The organism is Algoriphagus sp. AK58 (assembly GCF_014324365.1).
Taxonomy (GTDB): domain Bacteria; phylum Bacteroidota; class Bacteroidia; order Cytophagales; family Cyclobacteriaceae; genus Algoriphagus.
Window position 1 is genome coordinate 199,151 of sequence record NZ_QEIG01000005.1, and the last position, 21,268, is coordinate 220,418.

At 42.8% G+C, this 21,268-nt stretch carries 14 protein-coding genes; 10 read left to right on the forward strand and 4 right to left on the reverse strand.

The genetic code is table 11. From position 1 onward, the window contains the following. Window positions 1-229 precede the first annotated feature (229 nt). The 3 genes from DDT91_RS04600 to DDT91_RS04610 are packed head-to-tail and all read left to right on the forward strand — an operon-like array spanning window position 230 to window position 6,577. On the forward strand, window positions 230-4,579 hold the full coding sequence (locus DDT91_RS04600) for a T9SS type A sorting domain-containing protein (protein WP_187174960.1): 4,350 nt from the start codon (window positions 230-232) through the stop codon (window positions 4,577-4,579). A gap of 9 nt (window positions 4,580-4,588) precedes the next feature. Beyond that, complete coding sequence (locus DDT91_RS04605) at window positions 4,589-5,470, forward strand: hypothetical protein (RefSeq protein ID WP_187174961.1); 882 nt, start codon at window positions 4,589-4,591, stop codon at window positions 5,468-5,470. A 51-nt stretch (window positions 5,471-5,521) separates the two neighbouring features. Next, complete coding sequence (locus tag DDT91_RS04610; RefSeq protein ID WP_187174962.1) at window positions 5,522-6,577, forward strand: acyloxyacyl hydrolase; 1,056 nt, start codon at window positions 5,522-5,524, stop codon at window positions 6,575-6,577. 584 nt (window positions 6,578-7,161) lie between these two features. On the opposite strand, the gene DDT91_RS04615 is transcribed toward DDT91_RS04610, so the two are convergent. After that, window positions 7,162-8,367: an acyl-CoA dehydrogenase family protein gene (locus tag DDT91_RS04615; RefSeq protein ID WP_187174963.1), complete on the reverse strand. Its 1,206-nt coding sequence runs from the start codon at window positions 8,365-8,367 to the stop codon at window positions 7,162-7,164. A 117-nt stretch (window positions 8,368-8,484) separates the two neighbouring features. Between DDT91_RS04615 and DDT91_RS04620 the strand changes: the two genes are divergently transcribed. From DDT91_RS04620 to DDT91_RS04635, 4 genes are all read left to right on the forward strand, one after another. After that, window positions 8,485-9,456 (forward strand): tryptophan 2,3-dioxygenase family protein, encoded by a 972-nt coding sequence (locus DDT91_RS04620; RefSeq protein WP_187174964.1) that lies wholly within the window; start codon window positions 8,485-8,487, stop codon window positions 9,454-9,456. Window positions 9,457-9,463: 7 nt separating this feature from the next. Further along, window positions 9,464-10,291, forward strand: a complete 828-nt coding sequence (locus tag DDT91_RS04625) for a LytTR family DNA-binding domain-containing protein (protein WP_187174965.1) — start codon at window positions 9,464-9,466, stop codon at window positions 10,289-10,291. 100 nt (window positions 10,292-10,391) lie between these two features. After that, window positions 10,392-11,000, forward strand: a complete 609-nt coding sequence (locus tag DDT91_RS04630; protein ID WP_187174966.1) for a hypothetical protein — start codon at window positions 10,392-10,394, stop codon at window positions 10,998-11,000. After that, window positions 10,997-12,175, forward strand: a complete 1,179-nt coding sequence (locus tag DDT91_RS04635; protein WP_187174967.1) for a serine hydrolase — start codon at window positions 10,997-10,999, stop codon at window positions 12,173-12,175. The genes DDT91_RS04630 and DDT91_RS04635 overlap by 4 nt, the downstream gene beginning before the upstream one ends. A gap of 84 nt (window positions 12,176-12,259) precedes the next feature. Here the strand turns inward: DDT91_RS04635 and DDT91_RS04640 are convergent, their stop codons facing one another. Continuing rightward, window positions 12,260-13,876 carry a hypothetical protein gene (locus tag DDT91_RS04640; RefSeq protein ID WP_187174968.1) on the reverse strand — a complete coding sequence of 539 codons (1,617 nt, stop codon included), beginning with the start codon at window positions 13,874-13,876 and terminating at the stop codon, window positions 12,260-12,262. 255 nt (window positions 13,877-14,131) lie between these two features. On the opposite strand from DDT91_RS04640, the gene DDT91_RS04645 reads away from it, so the two are divergent. Both DDT91_RS04645 and DDT91_RS04650 read left to right on the forward strand, forming a co-directional pair. Then, window positions 14,132-15,229, forward strand: a complete 1,098-nt coding sequence (locus tag DDT91_RS04645; protein WP_255502021.1) for an alkaline phosphatase D family protein — start codon at window positions 14,132-14,134, stop codon at window positions 15,227-15,229. Window positions 15,230-15,331: 102 nt separating this feature from the next. Continuing rightward, window positions 15,332-16,825, forward strand: coding sequence for a calcineurin-like phosphoesterase family protein (locus DDT91_RS04650; RefSeq protein WP_187174969.1), 1,494 nt, complete (start codon window positions 15,332-15,334; stop codon window positions 16,823-16,825). A gap of 129 nt (window positions 16,826-16,954) precedes the next feature. On the opposite strand, the gene DDT91_RS04655 is transcribed toward DDT91_RS04650, so the two are convergent. Further along, entirely contained in the window at window positions 16,955-18,541 is a 1,587-nt protein-coding gene (locus DDT91_RS04655; RefSeq protein ID WP_187174970.1) for a glycosyltransferase family 39 protein, read from the reverse strand. Window positions 18,542-18,691: 150 nt separating this feature from the next. Here DDT91_RS04655 and DDT91_RS04660 point away from each other — a divergent pair, with 150 nt between their 5' ends. Further along, window positions 18,692-19,606, forward strand: a complete 915-nt coding sequence (locus DDT91_RS04660) for a YafY family protein (protein ID WP_187174971.1) — start codon at window positions 18,692-18,694, stop codon at window positions 19,604-19,606. Between the two features lie 90 nt (window positions 19,607-19,696). Here the strand turns inward: DDT91_RS04660 and DDT91_RS04665 are convergent, their stop codons facing one another. Continuing rightward, the gene (locus DDT91_RS04665; protein WP_187174972.1) at window positions 19,697-21,211 is read right to left on the reverse strand and encodes a DUF4301 family protein; all 1,515 of its coding nucleotides are present in this window, start codon (window positions 21,209-21,211) and stop codon (window positions 19,697-19,699) included. Window positions 21,212-21,268: the final 57 nt, after the last annotated feature.

Below are 21,268 nucleotides of genomic sequence, written 5' to 3' on the forward strand. Positions count from 1 at the left end.
TTTATTCCTAATCACCCGTATTGATCAAACAAAATCTGGTCTTAACCAGGAATAACCCAAAGGGTGTACTATTAGGCTTCCTGAGATTTTTGAAAAAATCAATTGTTCACAAATGAAGTGCTTGAAAAGACTTGTTTCAGTAACCATTTTTTGGATCGCCTTTAGCCTTTCTGCTTTTTCGCAATCCAATTTTAGGATTTTCCCTTATCTCCAGGTTAATCAGCAAAAAGTGCAGATACGATGGTTCTCAGGGGAAAATTATACTTCCAGTCTGATTATCAAAGATAATACAGGCACTATTGTTTTTTCAGGACAGATTCCCGGCATGGAGGTTTCCGAACTTTATTATACTCAAGCTGAAAAGAATCAAAGCATTCCGGGATTGGTTGCCCAAAGTTGGATTGGCCCTGAAAAATATTTCAAGTATGAAAAATCGGTGAGTCTTCAAGCAGGTAAAAATTACCAATACGCTGTCACCCTGAATGGCCAGACTTTCTCCTCTGAATTCAAAACCGCACCAAGTACCAGTGACTGGGAATCCATCCGATTTATTGCCCTCTCAGATTCTGAAACCGAACCTCGTGGCCGTGTGACCAATCGAGCTTGGTATCCAGGAGTTCCTTTGATCCGACTTTTTCCGGTGCCATCTGCATGGAAAAATGCTTTCGGGACTACCACGGAGGAAGGTTTTGAACTTCCAAACTACATGCTGACGGAGCAGAAAGGATTTGCTGAAAATCTAAAAATCCTTAAGTCCAGAAATCCGGATTTTGTCCTCATGCCGGGAGATTTGGTTCAAGGTGGAGCCTATATGCCAGGTTGGGATGAGTTTTGGAGGCATACTTCCGGAGAATTTGATCAGGTTTTTGATAAGTTTCCAGTCATACCTGCTTTGGGTAATTGGGAAGCTTTTGGAGGGGTCAGTGGTGGATATGGATTCAATGAGCGGGGTACGTTCAATCCTGTTCTAGGAAGAAGTCGATTTCATCGTTTTTTTGAATTCTCCACAGATGATCCTGACCAAAAACACCGGCAGAGCTATTATAGGACGGATTATGGACCGATCACTATTCTAACGTTGGACTCCTCCAATGGCACTCCTGATCAAAAAAGATCTGATTTTTCAGATTCCCAAAAAGTAAAAAACCAAGAATTGAATGAAATCGGTACCGATACGCAGGAAAACTATACTCAAGCCGAATACAATTCAGCAGGAGGGACAGACTTGTCCGGTTTTGGCCCAGGCAGTCCTCAATACGAATGGTTGGAGAAAAACCTTGAATTGGCTAAGAACGAAGGTCGACTGATTTTTGTGCAATTTCACCACATCCCTTACAGTTCGGGAGAAGGTGGGGTACCTATCAATCATGAATTGGCTACAGGTCAAGAAGGAATTCCAGTACGAATTTTAAATCCACTTTTTGAAAAATATGGGGTCATTGCTGTATTTGCCGGCCATGATGAACTATTTGAAAGAAGCTTTGTGGATGAAGATGGTGATGGTAAAGGGGTACACTATTATGACGTCGGAGTAGCAGGTGATGGGATGAGGGGTGTGAAAAGAAATTGGCTTTCCGCACCCTTGCAGACTTTGAATTATAATTCATTTTCCAAGTGGACTGCTGATCAAAAATCCGCTGAGGTATGGGATAATTCCAGTACCAATCCTGTGCTTCTGGATGGAGGTAAGCACTATGGGCACCTGGAGGTGAATGTCAAAAAGGTACAGGACGGAGCTAAAACCTTTGCCCAGATTGATTTTGAGCCGGTATATGCTTTCCCAGTGATGAATTCTCAGTACCAGTTGCAGCGTATGGAGAGACGGGTCTACAATGATCCAGTCAGAATCCTAGTGGAACTGAAAACAAGTGAGCCTACTATAGCTCCGCAATTCAAAACCTCAATTCAAGTGGAATTGAATTCAGAAGGAAGGTATGAAACCAAACCTTCGGATTACCTGGTTAACTCAATTCAGCAGGATTGGATCTTCTCTTTTTCCAGGAGTCCACTTTTTACTTGTGTGGATTTGGGAGTGAAGGAAATTTCCGTTACCGTAAAAAATTCACAGGCACAGGAATGGACCGGAAAGGTGACAGTCGAAGTTTTGGACAAAATTGCCCCAGATTTTGAAGCCACTGATGCCTTCTTGGCATTTGACAAGGTAATCGGAAAAGTAACTCTTACTCCGGAAAGCTTTTATATCCGAGAGGAATTCATTACCGAAAATTGCCTGAATAGTGGGGGAGTAAGTATTGATTTTGACAGAAAGGAATTGACCTGTTCGGATTTGACAGGCCAACCTATCCCAATCCTTATCACCGTAACTGATCGATCCGGAAACTCAACTTCCAAAATCCGTAGTGTTAACCTTAATCCCATTGAATCCAAAAAAATCTCCATTACTCCCTCCGGAACTCATCAGGGCAAGGTGGGAGATATCTTGGAAATTAAGCTGGGAGAGGAGTTTTCCTATGCGGTAGATGCCTGGCTAAGGAATGGTCAGGTCATAGAAGGTCAAAAAGGAAAGACCATTCAAGTGACCCAAACTGGTACCTACTATGCGAGAGTAATTCCTTTAGGAGGATGTGTGGTAGAATCTCAAAGGCTGGAGGTATCCTTTGTAGACAATCCCTATGGGCCTTTGAGGTCTCTTGTGGATCTTAATCTAAATTCTTCTGGCAAAGCGACACTTACTCCTTCGTCTCTATTCGTGACATGGCCTCTTTCTGATCCTACTTTGACTCTTACGCTTAGTCAGTCGGAATATACCTGCCAGGATATTGGCGAGAAGGAAGTGACTGTCACGATCAAAAATCAAACAGGTCAGACTTGGACAGAAAAGACAAGGGTGAAAATCCAGGATAAGGAAGCACCTGTTTTGGTAACGAAAACACCTTCTTTGAATTTTGATAAGGCGATTGGGGTCTTGGAACTTAATGCAGAAGATTTTGTCGATTCTGCTTCTGACAATTGCGGGGTAAAGTCTATTTCTCTCAGTAAAACGAGAATCACTTGCAGTGATTTGGGGCAACCTATAGAACTTCTTGTTTCTGTATCGGATCTAAGCGGTAATAGTACTTCCAAATCAGTGCAGATTAATCCAAATGTTCTGGAATCCAAAAAAATCTCCATTACTCCCTCCGGAACACATCAGGGCAAGGTAGGAGATATCTTGGAAATTAAGCTGGGAGAGGAGTTTTCCTACACGGTAGATGCCTGGCTAAGGAATGGTCAGGTCATAGAAGGTCAAAAAGGAAAGACTATCCAAGTGAACCAATCCGGTACCTACTTTGCAAGAGTAATATCCACCGGGGGTTGCCTAGTTGAGACCCAAAAGGTGGATGTCTCTTTCGAAGATCGTCCTTACGGCCCGCTAAAGTCTCTCTTGGAACTCAATCTTAATTCTTCAGGCAAAGCGACACTTACCCCTTCGTCTTTATTCGTGACATGGCCTCTTTCCGATCCTACTTTGACTCTTACGCTTAGTCAATCGGAATTTACCTGTCAGGATATTGGCGAGAAGGAAGTGACTGTCACGATCAAAAATCAAACAGGTCAGACTTGGACCGAAAAAACGAGGGTTAAAGTTCAGGATAAAGAAGCACCAATTTTGGTTTCGAAAGATTTTATCCTTGATTATGATGTGCAAAAAGGATCAGTAGAGTTAAAGCCTGAAAATTTCCTTTCCTCATTGACAGACAACTGTACTGTTTCCGAGGTTAGGATTTCCAAAACATCAGCTAGCTGTGAAGATTTGGGAAAAGAAATTACCGTGGCTATCCGTGCAGTAGATGGTTCAGGGAATGTTTCCGAAGCTACAGCTAAACTTACCGTCCGAAGGTTGGAAAACCAGCAAGTATCCATAACTGGCTCAACTCAGTTTTGCCAAGGAGAAAAGGGAACATTGGTGTTGAATTCATCGGCTTCTTTCGAAGTGATCCGATGGAGAAGAAATGGTTTAGAAATACCGGGTCAAACAGTGAAGACGCTTGAAGTTGCTGAATCGGGCAAGTATCATGCGGTCATACGATATGCAGGTGCATGTCTGTCTGAGACCGCGGAGTGGGAAGTCAAGGTAAATCCACTTCCTAGTGGCGAAATCAGTGTAGATGGAAATATTTTGAGAGCTCCGGAAGGGAATTTTACCTATCAATGGTATAGGAATGGGGAAATTATCCCAGGTGCCAACTCAAGGGCACTGACGGTCGATTTGATGGGGGATTATTCAGTGGAATTGACTTCTGCATCAGGTTGTATTGTACGACTTAAACCAGTTACTTTGACCATTTCAGGACTAGTAGGTAATTGGGTGAAAAACCCTATGGAGCTTAAACTTTTCCCAAATCCCACTTCTTCAAAAGTTCAACTCCAACTTCCAGATGATACCGTAATCGATATTTCCACCATTCAGATTTATAGTATGGAGGGGAAAAAAGTAACGGAGCTTGTATCAATTGTTAAAGTTTCTGACAGTCAGGTTGAACTGACAGTTTCTTCCCTACCTTCAGCTACCTATTTGGTTTGGATCATTGCGGAGTCACAAAACTCTTATCAAGGTAAATTCGTCGTTGTGAAATAAAATTAATTTATGAAAATCAGTTCACGCTCTGTAGTTTCTTTCCTTTTCATTTTAATCCTAGTTGCTCAGGCTTCTTTTGGCCAGACTGTTCCGTTTTCTGCAGGCAGAATTATCATCAGTTCGGATGGGAATGAGCATGATGAAGACGATTGGGCAGCAACTCCCATGTCCTTAGCGATCCTTGCTGCTTATGGCCTACAGGATAGAGTGACCGTGTATTCTTTTAGTGACCATACTTGGGGGTCTAATAAGGAAAAACCGGGAGCTGATGCTCAAATGAGAGAAAGTGCCTTTATCGGTGCAAAACAGTTTGGATTCAAAAAGACCAAATTTATTGAAGCAGTAGCAGCGCCCAATTATGCGATCATTGAAATCACGCTTCAAATCAATCAGAGTTCTGCCAAAAACCCATTGACCATCATTGCTGCCGGTCCCATGGAAATTATCGGCACGGCTCTCAATGAGGCAAAGTCGGAAAAATTGCAATATGTCAGATTGATTTCTCATTCCACTTGGAATGATGAGCATGCCGATAAACCCTATGAATGGGAATCGCACAAAGGATGGACTTGGGAAAAAATCAAAGAAAATTTTGGATCAAAGGGTTTACAGATGGACCATATTGTGGATCAAAATGGTGGACCTGATTATGAAGGCTTAAAAGCACACAAATCCAACTACGATTGGATCAAAACTTCCCCCAATAAAGATGGTAAACCTTTTCAAAAAGGATCCTGGGATTGGCTTTACAGCAGGCTGGAGGCCGCTCAAAAAGGGGAGGAGTTTGACCCTTCCGATGCGGGAATGATCATCTATCTCCTCACAGGTAAGCAGAAAACTAGTCCGGAGGACATTAGAGAAATTTTGGAAAATCCAGGAAAATTGAAGTAAGGAGAGCAATCTCCTTTTTTTATTTTCCGTAGGAATCTTCAAATGGAATTCATGAAGACAGGAGTTTGGGTCATTTTGTTTTTTGCTCTTTTTGAACCGTATTCTTTTGCACAGACCAGCAGTTCGCATCGAATAGGTCTAGAAAGCCACTATGGATGGATTATTCCTCACAATTCTGAATTGAAAGATATTTCATCCAGCAACCCGATTTCGATTGGGATTACTTCTCAATGGATGAAAAACTCAAGGAAGAATTGGGAGGCTTGCCATTGTTTTCATTATTTGGGACTAGGACTTTCAGTTACAGATTTTCAGAATCCTGCAGAATTGGGCAAGTCTTGGAATTTGACTGGAAGTTTTGAACCCTTTCTTTTCCGACGGGATAAATTTTCCATCAGTCTTGCGTCCGGCATTGGGGTTAGCTACCTCACCAAGGTATATGATCCCCTTGAAAACCCCCGAAATACATTTTTCAGCGCTCCGATAAGTTTTTTGCTTTTTGTAACTCCCAAATTCACCTTTGATTTTTCCCGAAATTGGGCCGTTCAAACCTCCTTTTCTTACAATCATATCTCCAACGGAGGTCAACGCCAGCCCAATCGGGGGATGAATTTCCCAATGTTAGGTTTGGGCGTTTTGTACTACACCAGAAAAATCGATTTGCCTGAATTTGAAAAACACCAGCTTCCTACTCGTTGGTTTTTTTACTCTGATTTGGGGATAAATTCCCGAAAAACGACGGATGGTACCCGAAAGCCCAATTTTACATTAGCCGCAGGTGCCTATCGAAAACTCAGTGGAATCATTGGGATAGGAGGGGGAATTGAGCTTGCAAAGGATTTTTCGCTACCTGTGGAGGAAAGCAGAATGGAAGCGTTGATTCCTGCCGTTTTTCTGGAGAACCATTTTCTCTTTGGACGCTTTGACTTTAGCCAGCGATTTGCAGCCTATCTGAGTAAACCCTTGGGTTATCAGGAAAATCAAGTGTTTTACCAGCGCTATACGCTCAGCTATCTTTTGGGTAAAAACGTTCAGTTGGGTGCTGGTCTAAAAGCCCATGGCCATGTAGCCGAATATTTGGATTTTAGGGTGGGCTGGAGGTTTTAAGTTTGAATCTTATTGACTTTCCAAAAGTTTGGAAGAAGCTCAGATGATACCTTGGGGCGGCTACATTTGATTGGACAGAGTAAGTTAAGTGTGCATACCCAAAAAACAGGACAGTAAGTTAACTTACGATTAATCTCTTAAATTTTTTTGAGGGGTGACAACAAGAAGAAAATTTACCTCCAAGTTTTAGACCAAGGTAGTTTTGGAATTATTAAAGGATCGCTCCTCGTTGGCCGAATTGGCCCTCATCGGCGCAGTCTATTGCCTTTAAGCTTTGAGGTTCTTTGAAGGCTGGGTGTAATTTGTAATTCCTTTTTCCAAAAGCTATCCTAAGGATTGGGCTAAAGCCTGGAAACCATGGTGCTTGATCCTTTGCCTCCAGCTAAAGCAGGAGGCAAGTCAAAAGCTTGAGTTTCTATTTTTGAATTGGAATGTGGCTTTTGCCCATTCAACTCTGAGGTTTTTTGTGTCTTATGATTGGGAGAGTAATGAGATGTTTGGATAGGGTAAAAAAAACCGTCAGCATTTCTGCCGACGGTTTTTGATGGATACAAGAATTTTTAAAAGTTTACTGCCAATCTATTTTACTTAAAAGCCTGTATCCCCGTGATCTCGTTACCCAAAATCAACAGGTGAATGTCGTGGGTACCTTCGTAGGTAATGACCGACTCCAAGTTCATCATGTGGCGCATGATCGGATACTCTCCGGTGATACCCATGCCTCCGTGGATTTGACGGGCCTCGCGGGCAATGTTCAGCGCCATTTCCACATTGTTTCGCTTGGCCATGGAGATATGTACGGTTTTGGCCTTTCCTTCATTCATCATCTTACCCACTTTCCAAGCTAGGAGTTGAGCCTTGGTAATTTCAGTTAGCATTTCAGAAAGCTTTTTTTGAGTCAGCTGGAATGCTCCGATTGGCTTGCCAAACTGAATACGCTCTGCAGCATAACGTCTTGCAGACTCGTAGCAATCCATTGCTGCTCCGATGGCACCCCAAGCGATACCAAATCTTGCGGAGTCCAAGCACATCATGGGAGCACCCAAACCGGATTTGCCCGGAAGAAGGTTTTCCTTAGGCACTTTTACATTGTCAAAAACGAGTTCACCGGTACAAGAAGCACGTAGTGACCATTTATTATGAGTTTCTGGAGTGGAAAAGCCTTCCATTCCCCGCTCTACGATTAAGCCGTGAATTCGGCCTTCTTCATTTTTTGCCCAAACCACGGCAATGTCAGCCTTTGGAGAGTTAGAAATCCACATTTTAGCTCCATTGAGCAAGTAGTGGTCACCCATGTCTTTGAAATTGGTCACCATGCCACTGGGGTTGGAACCATGGTCAGGTTCGGTCAGACCAAAGCACCCGAGCATTTCACCTGAGGCAAGCTTGGGAAGGTATTTTCTTTTTTGCTCTTCGGAACCAAACTTGTAAATCGGATACATCACCAAGGAACCCTGAACCGAGGCTGTAGAGCGCATACCTGAATCTCCGCGTTCGATTTCCTGCATGATCAATCCGTAGGAGATGTAATCCAATCCTCCGCCTCCATATTCTGCCGGAATCTGTGGTCCGAAAGCTCCCACATCTCCGAATTTTTTCACGATTTCGTATGGGAAATGTGCCTTCTGAGCCCAATCTTCGATATAGGGAGAGATTTCTTTTTTCACAAAATCCCGGATTGAAGATCGGATCAACTTCTGCTCTTCGGTCAGTAAATCGTCAATATCGAGAAAATCTACCCCTTCAAAAAGATCCTGCTTGAGGGATTTCTGGATCGCTACAGCCTCCATAGTATATTTGGTTTATAATTGGGAATAAGTCAATTTTGTCGGCACAAAGACCGCTCTTTGGATTCGAAATTAAGGAGAAAGGCTCTGAAAACACCACCTTTTTGATTAAAAATTCCCATGCACGAAACCCAGTTTGATCCAAAGATTCTAGAGAAAATCCATCAGCTACAGGAGAAATTCAAAGCTTCAGGTCAGGATATGCTCTCTTACCTCGAAGGCCTTTTGTATGCGGACTATCTTACTTACTGGGAATACATCAATCTGGATACGCTATTGTCATTGCAGCAACCCAAAACCAGCTTCAAAGACGAGAAGATTTTTATTATTTACCATCAGATCACCGAGCTGTATTTCAAGCTGATCATCTCCGAAATGGAGCAGATTGCCGATCAAAATCCCATTTCTGAGTCGTTTTTCCAAGCTCGTTTGGAGCGAATTCTGATGTATTTTGATCACCTGATCAGCTCCTTTGCCATGATGTGGAAGGGTATGGAAAAAGAGCAGTTTCTCAAGTTTAGAATGTCTCTGCTTCCTTCCTCCGGTTTTCAAAGCGCCCAATTTCGAGAGATCGAGTTGATGGCGACGGATGCATTTCACCTGATCACCTTGAGCAAAAGAGCTGAATTTGATTACCACAGTCCGGCTGATGATTTGTTCGCCCATTTGTATTGGCAACAGGGGGCGATTGAATTGGCTACAGGTCAAAAAACCCTAACACTGAAAAACTTTGAGGCAAAGTATGGTAAGAAACTGATCGAATTGATCGAAGATTACCGGCGTAAAAATCTCTGGCAGAAGTATATGGAATTGGAAAGTCCATCCAAGGAAATGACTGAGTTGATGCGTCAGTTTGATCTCAAAGCCAATGTGTTTTGGCCTTTGGCCCATTACAAGTCAGCTGTACGCTACCTGCAAAGGGATCCTGTCGATATCGCTGCCACTGGAGGTACCAACTGGCAGAAATATCTGCCACCACGTTTTCAAAAGGTCATCTTTTTCCCTGAACTCTGGTCAGAAAAGGAACAAGAAGAGTGGGGCAAAGGCTGGGTCGTGAAGGAGGTTTTCGGCGACGAAATTCAAAAGGGATAATTCTTATATGCCGAAGGAATCAGACTCTATTTTTGCAAAGAAATACAGGCCGGATGTCCTGATCTTTCTGGTATTGATTCCTTTGATCAGCGCTTTCAATTATTACCTGACCTATTCCAATATCCAATGGAATAGCTTTTTGCTGCTGACCTTTTCCATAGATACCACACAGGGCTATCTGGCTTGGGGGATCGTCCGCAAGATCATCTTTCAGTTGGATAGGGTTCTTCCTTTTGGTCCCCGTCCCCTCAAGAGAATTCTACTTCAGCTGGGTTTGACTACTGTTGCTGGATTGAGTTTTATCATTCTGACCACCGAATTGATCAGCTGGTTGGTGAAAGGAAGGCCTGCCATCCCTGAGTTTTATACCATGGATGTATTTATCATCGGAGTTTGGTTTTTGGTGATCAATGGCATTTACATCGGGTTGTTTTATTACCACACCCTACAGGAAATCCAGCAAGAAAAATCCAAAACTCAGCCGGATTTCCCCGGTATTCCCGTCAAATCCGGAAATCAGGAACTTTTGATTCTCAGATCTGAACTTGCTGCATTGAAGATTGACGAGGAATATGTCCTGCTTTTTTCACTGAATGGCAAGAAATACGTTCTCGATGAAAGCCTTGACTATTGGGAGAAAAACCTTCCCGAAACCGATTTTTTCAGAATAAACAGACAGACCCTCATTCACCGGCAGATTTTGATTGGGTTCAAAAAGCTAGACCATGGCAAACTGGAAGCGCAGGTCGATTCAAGTTTCCATTTTGACCTGGAACTTGGAATCAGCCGGGCCAAGGCGCCTGCATTTCGGGGCTGGTTTATGCCAAATCGCTGACAGTTCAGGGTTAATTTTGCTGCACTTCAGGGAATTCAAGGGTGCTTTTTTTTATCGCAAGTGGTGATTTGAAGTAAAATTGCTCCACAAACCGAAGCAAATGGAAAAACGAATCATCTTCTTTTTGATCCTCTGGACTGCATCCTTTAAGGCTGTAGCACAGGAAAGTCCGACGCCTGATTACAGGAATTTCCCTGTTACCATCACCCTTCAGTTTCAATCCTTTTCCCTTCCTTTCAAAAATCTGGGAAGCAATTTCAAAAACATGGGGATTGGAATCGGAACTGAAGTCAGTCACAACGGTGATCACGATTGGATACAGGAGTTTTCAATCTTTTGGATCCGCAACAAAGCCATGGGCAACGGGCTCTACCTAGTGACCCAGACTGCCTGGAGACCTTATCTAGGGAATCCGTTTTTCGGAGAACTAAAAGCCGGAGTAGGATATAAACTTGCGTTCCGACCCAGTGAATCATTTATCCAAAAAGAGGGAAAATGGCTTGCTGCCGGAAAAAAAGGAAAGGGAATGCTGGCAATCCCGATCGGCATCGGCCTGGGAATTCATGACTATTCCGAAAGTGTCTATTCCAGCCCTTTCATCAACTATCAGCCAGTCTTTCTGAAAGGATTTAATCAGGATATTCCTTTGGTGCCAGAGACAATTTTTCAATTGGGTACCCGAACTCACTTTAACAAACTGATAAAATGAAAAAGACCATCCTAAATCAATTTGTTGGGTTTTTCCTGATACTCTTTACTCCGTTTTTGTCAGTTGCCCAGAACCAATCCGCTTGCCAACCTTCCAATTCGGAGGCCTCCATCCGACAATTTGCAGGGGTGCAGAAGAAGATGGAGGACTTGGTCAATTTGGGTATTCCGGGGGTTGTGGCTGGAGTGAAAACAGGTGAAGGAACTTGGTATTCCGCAGCCGGATTTTCCCGATTGGAAGATTTGACTCCGATGAACTCGTGCAATCTTCAATACCTGCAAAGCATTTCCAAGACCTTTTTGGCTGCCAGCATTCTTATCCTGAAAGATCAGGGAAAGATTGATCTCGATCGGCCAGTGTTTGACTATTTGCCCACTGAATTGGCGAGTTGGATTCTCAAATCCGACCAGATGACTGTCAGAATGCTTCTGAATCATACCTCCGGAATTCCTGAGTACAATTATCTTCCCGAATACATTACCGTCCTTCTTCAGGATCCCGAACATGACTTTACACCTTTGGATTACATGGAGTTGATCAAGGGAAAAGAACCGGATTTTGAGCCTGGGAGCAGGTATTCTTACCGGAATTCCGGTTATGTTCTCCTTGCTTTGATGATGGATCACCTTACCGGAGATCATGCAAAATTTATCCGGGAAAATATCTTCGAGAGACTGGGGCTCAAAAGTACCTTTTACCAGGAAAGCCCGGATTATCTGGAAAAGTCGGCCTTGGTGGATGGCTATTGGGATCGGTATAGCAATGGGATTTTAGAAAATTCCAGTTACTTGCAAAAGCAGAATGTGAAGAAAATGGTTGGGGATGACGGTCTAGTTACCACCGCAGCCGATGGGATTCGATTTTTGGAAGCACTCCTATCTGGGGAATTGATCAGTCAGGAGTCTCTTGCAGAAATGAAAACCTGGGTGAATGATTCAAAAGGAACTCCACAGTATGGATTGGGATTGGATCTCACCACTTTAGGGGGAAAGCAGGCCATTGGTCACAGTGGGGGAGGTTTGGGTGCCGGTAGCCAGCTTTACTATTTTCCTGAGCAGAAGACCTACATTTTCCTCGCGATCAATTTGGCCACGGTGACCGGAAGTCCAATTCATAAAAAAGCTGAAGTGGTAGTTAATGAGTTGTATTTGGAAATTTTGAAGGGTGGAATTTAGATGTAAGAATCTGGACGCAAGATATAAGACTGGCCTGTATCTCAGATCTTGCGTCTTACTACTGTTTTCTTCTTGAGTCTTTGTTTACACTGGATAATTCTCCATGACAAATTCCTCGGCATTGGTATAACAAAAGTCATCCACCCACTTTTCTACCTCTGCTTTGCTCCTGAAATGAGCTAAATGAGTCGCTTTCAGGTCTTTTCTTGCAAGGTCTATTTCTTCCACCAATTGATTGGCCATCAACTCAAAACTCAAGGCAGTGGGGAAGGGGTCAACGGGATCTATCAGCCCTTCAAAATCTGTCCCGATAGTCAGACATTTCCAAATCCGGGATTTTTCAGCATCAGTCAGGTTTGGATTGGAATAGGCACTTTTCACGTAGCCTTCTATATTTTCCCAGATCAGCTGAATGCTGTTTCGCTTTTGGACGCGGGTTTTATCCTTTTTGAGATCATCGGAAGTGATGCCGAGAATACGCTGATCAAATGAAAGTCCGATCAAGCCTCTGGTTTTGATGATGATTTCTATGTCTTCATCGCAGAGGTTGATGTTCCAGGCATTGAATTTCCCTGAAGAATCGGTATAGTCGTCTTTTTCTTTTTTCTCCAGATCGATATGATCCTGTAAGGTTTTTATGCCCGAGTAGCCACAGTGGGAAGCAATGACCGGTATTCTATCTCCGTTTGCCAAACAGCTTTTAACCAAGTCATAAAACTCCATCCGTGAACGTGCAGCCATGTGCTTGACATCGATCAGGATTCTGTAACCCAATGATTCATCCCTCTCTCCAGCCAAATTAAGCCCCAAAATCTCCCTTATAATTCGTCGGCCATTTCGTCTGAATCCCTCATTCATGTGCGGGCGTTGTTTCATCAGTACTTTACCCGCTCCGGGAATAGAATGGGCATGTCCACAAAGATGATTGTCAAAATGGTGCGCAAACGTGAGGAAGAACACAGGAAACTCCCACACATTCTTGATGAATTGTACCCGGTCAGAGATGTCCTGTACCGATTTGACCCGATCTGTGCCAAGAGAATGAGCGCCTTCTATAGTGATGACCATGGTGATTTCGGTGTCATCGGCTAGGGATTTTTGAAGTTCGGCTCTGTTTTTTGGGATCCTGTAGCTCGCATTTTCGGCCACATAGGAATCAGGGTCTTCTTTGGCTCTCTTTTCGGCTGCTTTGCGATCTCCCAAAATGGCTCCTGGAACATGGATTTGGTTTTTCTTGATCCTTTTCCCGGAGTCAAGCCACACAAACTCTTTTTCCCGATTAAGGGATTCCCAATAATCATAATTCGAAGACTGAAAATAGTCTATCACCTTATCAGGGATTCTCATGTAAGCCGTTTGGAGTAGATCCCGACGAATACCGGAATGTCCCAATATGCCTCGCGCCACAAAATGGTACCATTTATCCTCAGTGATTTTCGGGTCCATTCCCTGTACAAACTGCCGCTCTAGGGGATAAAGAGAATTGAATGTCAGTCGAAGATTGGCATTCCAGCATTTGACCAGATCAATCTGACTGTAGCTGGCCCCCATTTTTCCTTTATCCTGTTTTTTGGAATTGGAGGCAATGACTGTCCAAGGGCTGAATTCTCCTTTTCGCGTAAATTTTCTTTCTTTCTCCTGCATGTGGAAATGTGCACGCATGTGGTTGTGACAGTGCAGATCTGAAAATTTTCTTTTCATGTGTTTATAATTTGATTTTCATTTGCCACATGGAATGCCCTTTTATAATCATCCCCCTGTGTGAGACATTTTCTCATGGGCATTTCATGATTTTAAAAATGGGTGGTTTAAGTGGAAAGCGGGTTTCAAAAATACCTGAGGCTCAGCTGCCTCAAGACCGATGCTATTCCTTTTCAGGAGTTTATGATTTCTTAATGTCAAAAATCTTGTGCGCTTTTGCAAGCCTGATTCTCTGAAGAATAACTAGCCGGCAGTATGAAGAAATTAAGAAATTTGATCATTAGCAATGGACTTTTCTTCACCCTTTCGCATTTTGGAGCCAAAACTGACATCATGAAAAAAATTACCCTTCTCCTGCTTTTTATTTTTGGTTTGTGTTCTTTCTTTTCCTTCGGACAGGAAAGTAAAAAAGTAACAGAGAATGCAATTCAGGTCATTGCCTTTGGTTCCTGTAATCGACAGGATGCTCCACAGCCGCTTTGGAAGCCGATTATGGCCGATCAGCCAGACCTTTGGATTTGGATGGGAGACAATATCTATGGAGATTCTCCGGTGATGGATACCCTAAAGGCAAAGTATGGCAGGCAAAATGCCAATCCTGACTATCAAGCGCTGAAAGCAGCGACGCCTATCATCGGAATATGGGATGATCATGATTTTGGGATCAACGATGGTGGGAAGTTTTTCGCACAAAAGAAGGAATCCCGCGATATCATGTTAGATTTTTTAGGGGTGCCAGCCCATGCCCCGGAAAGGAAGAGGGAAGGGGCTTATGCTTCTCATACCTTTGGTCAGGGAGAAAATCTGGTAAAAGTCATTTTGCTAGACGCCCGTTATTTCAGGGATACACTGGAGCGAGTGGATCGTGTCTATCAAATCAATCCTACTGGTGAGATTCTTGGAGAAAATCAGTGGAAATGGCTGGAAAATGAACTCAAGTCAAGTCCTGCCAAGGTCAACCTAATCGTTTCGGGTATCCAGATGCTGCCTACGGAGCATGCGTTTGAAAAATGGGCTAATTTCCCTCAGGAAAGAGAAAAATTGCTAAACTTAATTGCCAATTCTGGAGCCAAAACACCGGTATTGCTTAGTGGGGACCGGCATATTGCGGAGATTATGAAATTGGAAGATTCCCGATTTCCCAAAGGACTTTATGAAATCACCTCCAGTGGGCTCACTCACACCTGGAGCAGAATTTCCGAAGAACCCAATTCTTATAGAGTGGGGGACCTCATCGCTAAGCTAAATTATGGATTGGCCTCGATAGACTGGAATATGGGCGAAATTACTTTTCAAGTCAAAGGAGAACAAGGGGAAGTATATGCTAGTCAGGTGATTGAGATTGAGCAATGATCAAAGATCAAAGATCAATGACCAATTCTCAATGACTCAATAACTAATTACTCAATAACTATTAACCAATAACTCTATCTCCATCAAACCCCAACCCGTACCATGTTCAAAAGAAGAGATTTTATCAAAAGCCTTGGATTGACCTCTGCCGCTTGGCTGAGTTTTGGTGATTCCGTTTTGGCTGAGATTCAGCGTGAACTCCCATTCAGCAATCAACCAACGCTGTTTTTCCCCATCCGAATCAAAGGAAAAGTGAGCTCAGGTGGGAAAGGAATTGCAGGGGTTTCCGTTTCGGATGGACGATTGGTGGTACAGACCAACTCAGCCGGAGAATTTGAATTGATCTCAGGCTCGGACAGGGATTTTGTGTTCGTTTCCATCCCTTCAGGATATGAGATTCAGAAGCTTGCCAATGGTTCTGCTTCATTTTTTCAACTTATAGACAAAGGAAAAACTGAGCAATCCATAGGCTTTGACTTGAAAAAAGCTGATTCCCCAGATTCAAATCACCATTTTTTGCTTCTTTCTGACACACAGATTCAGGATGAATTCGAGGCCAATCAGTTATTGACCGTGGCAGCCCCCGATGTAGTCAGGACCCTTGCTTCCCTCAATGACCCCAATGCATTTGGCATAGGCTGTGGAGATTTGGTTTTTGATAAGCTGGAGCTATTCAAGGAGTACAATCAATCGGTGCAGATGTACAATATTCCTTTTTTCCAAGTCATTGGCAATCATGACATGGACTTTGGCGTGCGGTCGGATGCTTGGACTGCAAGCACATTTAAAGGACATTTTGGTCCGACCTACTATTCCTGGAATCGTGGAGAGATCCATTATGTGGTTTTGGATGATGTCTTTTACCTGGGTACAGGTACCCGCTATATCGGCCACCTGGCTGAGGAGCAGCTGGCTTGGCTGGAGCAAGATCTGATGACGGTCGAAAAAGGAAAAACCGTTGTGGTTTCTCTGCACATTCCCACCGTCACGGGCAATCTGAAACGTTATCCACAAAGTGATCCCCTTGGGGGAACAGTCAGCAATCGGGAGCACCTCTACCGAATGTTGGAAGGGTACAACGTACATATTCTCTCAGGCCACACTCACTTCAATGACAATATGATCAACGGTCACGTGTACGAGCATTGCCACGGAACGGTCTGTGGTGCTTGGTGGTCAGGACCTATTTGCCATGACGGAACACCCAATGGCTATGCTGTCTACGAAGCAAAAGGATCTGAACTCCGCTGGAAGTACAAGGGAACCGGCTTGGACATCAATGAGCAGTTTAGAGTTTATCCGGTTGGGTATCATAAAGATTTCCCGGAATTTATGTCTATCAATTGTTGGAACTACGATCCCGAATGGGAGATTTCTTGGTATGAAAACGGAGTGAAAAAAGGTTCTCCGGAAAAGATTGTGGCTGTGGATCCTTGGAGTGTAGAGTTACATACCGGACCTAATTTACCTGCTAGACGCACTTGGGTAGAGCCACAGCTGAATGATCACATGTTTTTCTTCAAGCCAGTGCAAAAGGATAATCTGGTAATTGAGGTTAAAGACAGATTTGGAAACGTGTATTCAAAAAAAGTTTAACTAACTGATTTAGGTTAAATTTCCGTCAAAGTGTAGCTGGCCTACATTGATCTTAGTTACTGTTTGATTAAAGGCAGTTCAGTAATGAGATTCTCTTTGAAGTGATCCTAATTCAGAAGGTTGGGGGATTTACTCTGTTTTTCGAATAAAGGTTCTCCACGTTATCTGATGAATTTCCTTTTGATCAATCAGTTGATATTCTGCTTTTAATCGATCCTCTAAATGATCCACTTCTTGCTGTTCCTCAGGATAGGCGTGCTGATGGTAAAAGTGAAGCAACACTTGTAATTTCTCCGGTTGAAGTCCTAAAACTGAATCTGTCTTTTCTATAGAGATCAATCTGGATTGAGAATTAGTATCAGAAGGGAGAAGGACTTCTTTACTGAAATTGATAAAACTATTAGTTAAAATAATATCTTGATTATCATTTGATAGGTTGATTTTGTTTAATGTTTCAATTAAACCTGAGTAGTTCTTAAGATCTTTTTGATATCGAATGGCAAATACCGTAGGAAAAAGCAAAGTGCCGGTGAGGAGCAAGTTTCGAAAAGGAAGCTTAGCTGACAGGATCCATACAATGATAAGACCCTGAAAACCCAGCATTTTCAAGTCTTGCTGGACAGCACTTATGCTGATTCCAATAAAAAATAATACAAGTATCCACTTTTTTAGAATGGGATCATCTGTCCATCTTTTCCAACCTACAGCAATTAAAAATGACAGGATAGGGACAAGTAGGATCAAGTGGCGCGGATTGAGGTAGATGGGATTATAAAACTCCAAAGTAGAGCTCATCACCCAAAATCCAGTGAGGATCAAAATACTTGCACAGGCATACTCCAAGATTGGCGAGGAATATCTCTGTTCCCTAATCTTCCAAATTCCAGCCAATCCAAAAACGATCCATGGCCAGTAACCTCTTTCAACAAAAGTGATAATCGGGAGGTAGCTTAATCTTCTCAAGATCGCCCTTAATCCTTTATCTGCATAGGTAAACTCTGAGATATAATGCCCTGAGTTGATGGAAGAAATCCGATAGAAAGGATCTCCAAAACTTACCCAAAAATAGCCTAGATAAACGACTGTAGTCACGATTGCCAAGGAGGTCAGATACAAGTAAAATTTGCTTGAGAAAGACGGATTGACCCTGTCAATAAAAAAAAGAATGATGGGGAGTGGCGCCAAAAATACGATGGTTTCCTTGGTTAGGAAACCAAAGAATAATCCCATAACCACACCTAAAGCCGCTAAAAAAGGCTTGCTTTTTCTAAAATAAGCCGAAAATGGAACTAAGACCGTCCAGAAAACCAACAGGGAATCAGGATAGACTTTGGTCAAAAAATGCAGGAAATAAACTTGGGTAGAGAACCATAAAACCAAAATCCAAGGATTACTTTTTTCGGGAAGAACTTTGATCAGCATCCAAAGTGATGCAGCATAACTGAGCAATGAGATCAGAGAGATCCTATGTGGTTCGAATCCTAAAATTTTTCCAACTAATCCAGCCGGGACATACGCTCCCCATCGGGAAGAAAAGTGATAGGAATTGACTGTCATCGTTCCTTCCCAAAACCGCTTTCCCGCAATCAAATAATATACATCATCTGAGAAAGTGATCCCGTCATATCCAAACCACCAATACAGAAAAAGAAATGCTGAACCTGCTAAAAATGCTAAGGTTTTTGGCTTGACCTGATTCAGCTTCTGTAATCTCATGAGGTAAAAATAGGAGAATAGTCCAAGTCAAAAGACATGAACCTCCAACCAAAGTCAAAATAAGTGAGTTGACTTTTCCGACAATATGCGTCAATGATTTCTTAAAATAGCGCTCATATTCCTACTTTTAGACACTTATCGTCACGACTTATGACACCATCCGGACAAATAGAACAGCAAAAGATTCTTCGCGTTTTCAAATTGATCAACCTTCTTCAGGGAAATATAGGAAAGCCTGTTCATCGACTGGCCGAACTGCTGGAGACGGATGAACGTACGATCTATCGGTATTTCAAGCTCCTAGAAGCTTTGGGATTTGTGGTGGTGAAAGAATTTAGCAAGTATAAAATTCAGGAAAGACCTGAATACCTTCCCAGTGCCTCGACCTATAGTACCTTTTCCTCTGAAGAGAATCAATGGCTAAAAGGCCTGATCGAAACACAGGGGAAAGGAAACCTGCTTAAGGACTCCATTTTGCAAAAGCTCCAGCTCAAATCTGAGGTGAAGCAGGGGAGTGAGCAACTTTTTAAGGCTAATTTGGGTAGACAGGTAGATCTGATAAGTCAGGGAATTTCCCAAAAAAAGCAGATTTGGCTTAAAGATTATTACTCTCTCAGCAGTGACACTGTTTCCGATCGATTGGTGGAACCTGTGGGCTTTACTTCTGATTATGAGAATATTTATGCTTTGGAGGTAGAAAGCAAAAGCATGAAGATGTTTAAAATCGAGAGGATAGGGGAAGTCGTGGTCAGTTCGGATGCCTGGAGATTTGAACCCAAACATGAATTGCCCGAACAATCGCTCTTTGGTTTTACAGGAAAGGGAAAATATGCCGTCAAACTCAAACTAAGTAAAAAGGCCTACCAACTTATGCTCGAAGAGCATCCCAATGCGCGGCCATTCATGCAGATCAAAAACCGAAACCAATATTATTTCCAAGGTGAAATCCCTCACTTACCCGGATTGGCAAGGTTTATTTTAGGGCTTCCCGGCGAAGTTAAAGTGGAAGAAGGAGAAGAAATGAAAGCTTATCTTAAAGAGCAGTTGGAAAAAGGGATTTTTTAAAAGGATAAGCAAGTAATTACCCATGATCAATTTTCAAAGAATGAAATGCCATCTCTGAAAATTGATCAATGGGTTTGGTAATTGACCATTTTATCCCTGATGTTCTTCTCTCAACAGATCATTGACGGTTTTCACAGGATTGAAAGTGATCAGTGGTACTTCGACAAAAAGCGTATTCCAGCCAGCCATGGCCCCATTCCAAAGCCCAGGCAATTCCAAAGCCTTCAGATCTCTTCCACTTTTTGATTTTTCGGTAATAAATCCTGTCTGCATGTCTCGAAATTTTAGCAAATCGAAGTTATACCCATGATAGTCTTTGGTACCACATACCAAATCCACCGGATTGAAGTGGGTAGAAGCCATCATTTGAGCTTTTGAACTTGGTTCATTCAAGTCGATTTGAGCGGTTTCCAAAATCTGCAAAGAGTGTGACCCGTCTTTTTCTTCGATCCAGAATGGACCGCCTCCCGGTTCACCGGTATTTTTCACCATTCCGCAGACTCGGATGGGCCGGTTTAACTTATCCTTGAGGTATCGGGCCAGTTCATGAAGCGATTGGGCGGATTCTGTAGTGGGGATTTTACCACCCAAAATTTCACTATAAACTTGTGCTGCTTCTGCGACTGACTGATGGGAAATATTTTCATCCAAACCCCTGATGGCATCGAATATTCGTCCTTGCGCTTCCAAAAGCAATCCGGCAATTGCCATCTTAAACTCCTTGGTGGTTGGTTTAAGACGGTCAGGAACCACATTGTCGATGTTTTTGATAAAAATGAGATCGGCTTTGATATCATTCAGGTTTTCCAGCAGAGCTCCATGTCCTGCAGGTCGAAACAAAAGGCTACCATCCTCTTCCTCAAATGGTGTATTGTCCATATTCACCGCAATGGTGTCAGTGGATTTTTTCTGCTGAGAGTAGCTTATGTCGAATTCTAAACCAGTTTCGCCCTTGATTTCAGGTAGTACTGCAGCAATTTCGGACTTGAATTTTTCTTCGTGCTCGGGTGATACCGTGAAATGAATTTTGACCGTATTTCCCTTTCCCACTGCATACTGTACCCCTTCGATGAGGTGTTCGTGTGCGGGTGTTCGATTTTCAGTGCTGTATCGATGAAATCTCAAAAGTCCTTTTGGGAGAGATCCGTATCCAAGGCCTTCCTCTGAAAGCAATCCAGAAACGATTTTTTTGTAATCTCCTTTTTCCAAACATGCATTGATCCCTGTTCCCTGTGATTGGAGGTACAAGTCCAGATCCTCGTAGAATGCGAATTTTTCTATGTTTTGGATAAACTTTTTGGTAAATGGGCTTTTTTCTAAATCTCCGTTACCTTCCAGAAATGAGAAGAGATCCTTAAACATCCTTGATGCAGCGCCCGACGCAGGCACAAATTTCACTACCTCTTTTTGGGTGGCTATCTGAGAATAAATGGATTGATAATGGGCCAGTTCTTCATCACCCAGAACTTTAATTCCATTTCCCGGAGTAGCTGGAGCGATGATTTTGAGAAAAGGAAAGCCGTTTTTAAAATTTTCAATTTGTTGGGCGACTGTTTCAGGGTTCATACCCTGATCTTTGACTTTTTCGAAAATGACAGAATCCATGTTGTTAGGAGTTGAAAATGGTTTTGTTCAAGTTAATGGGCAAAACCTAATCCTCAA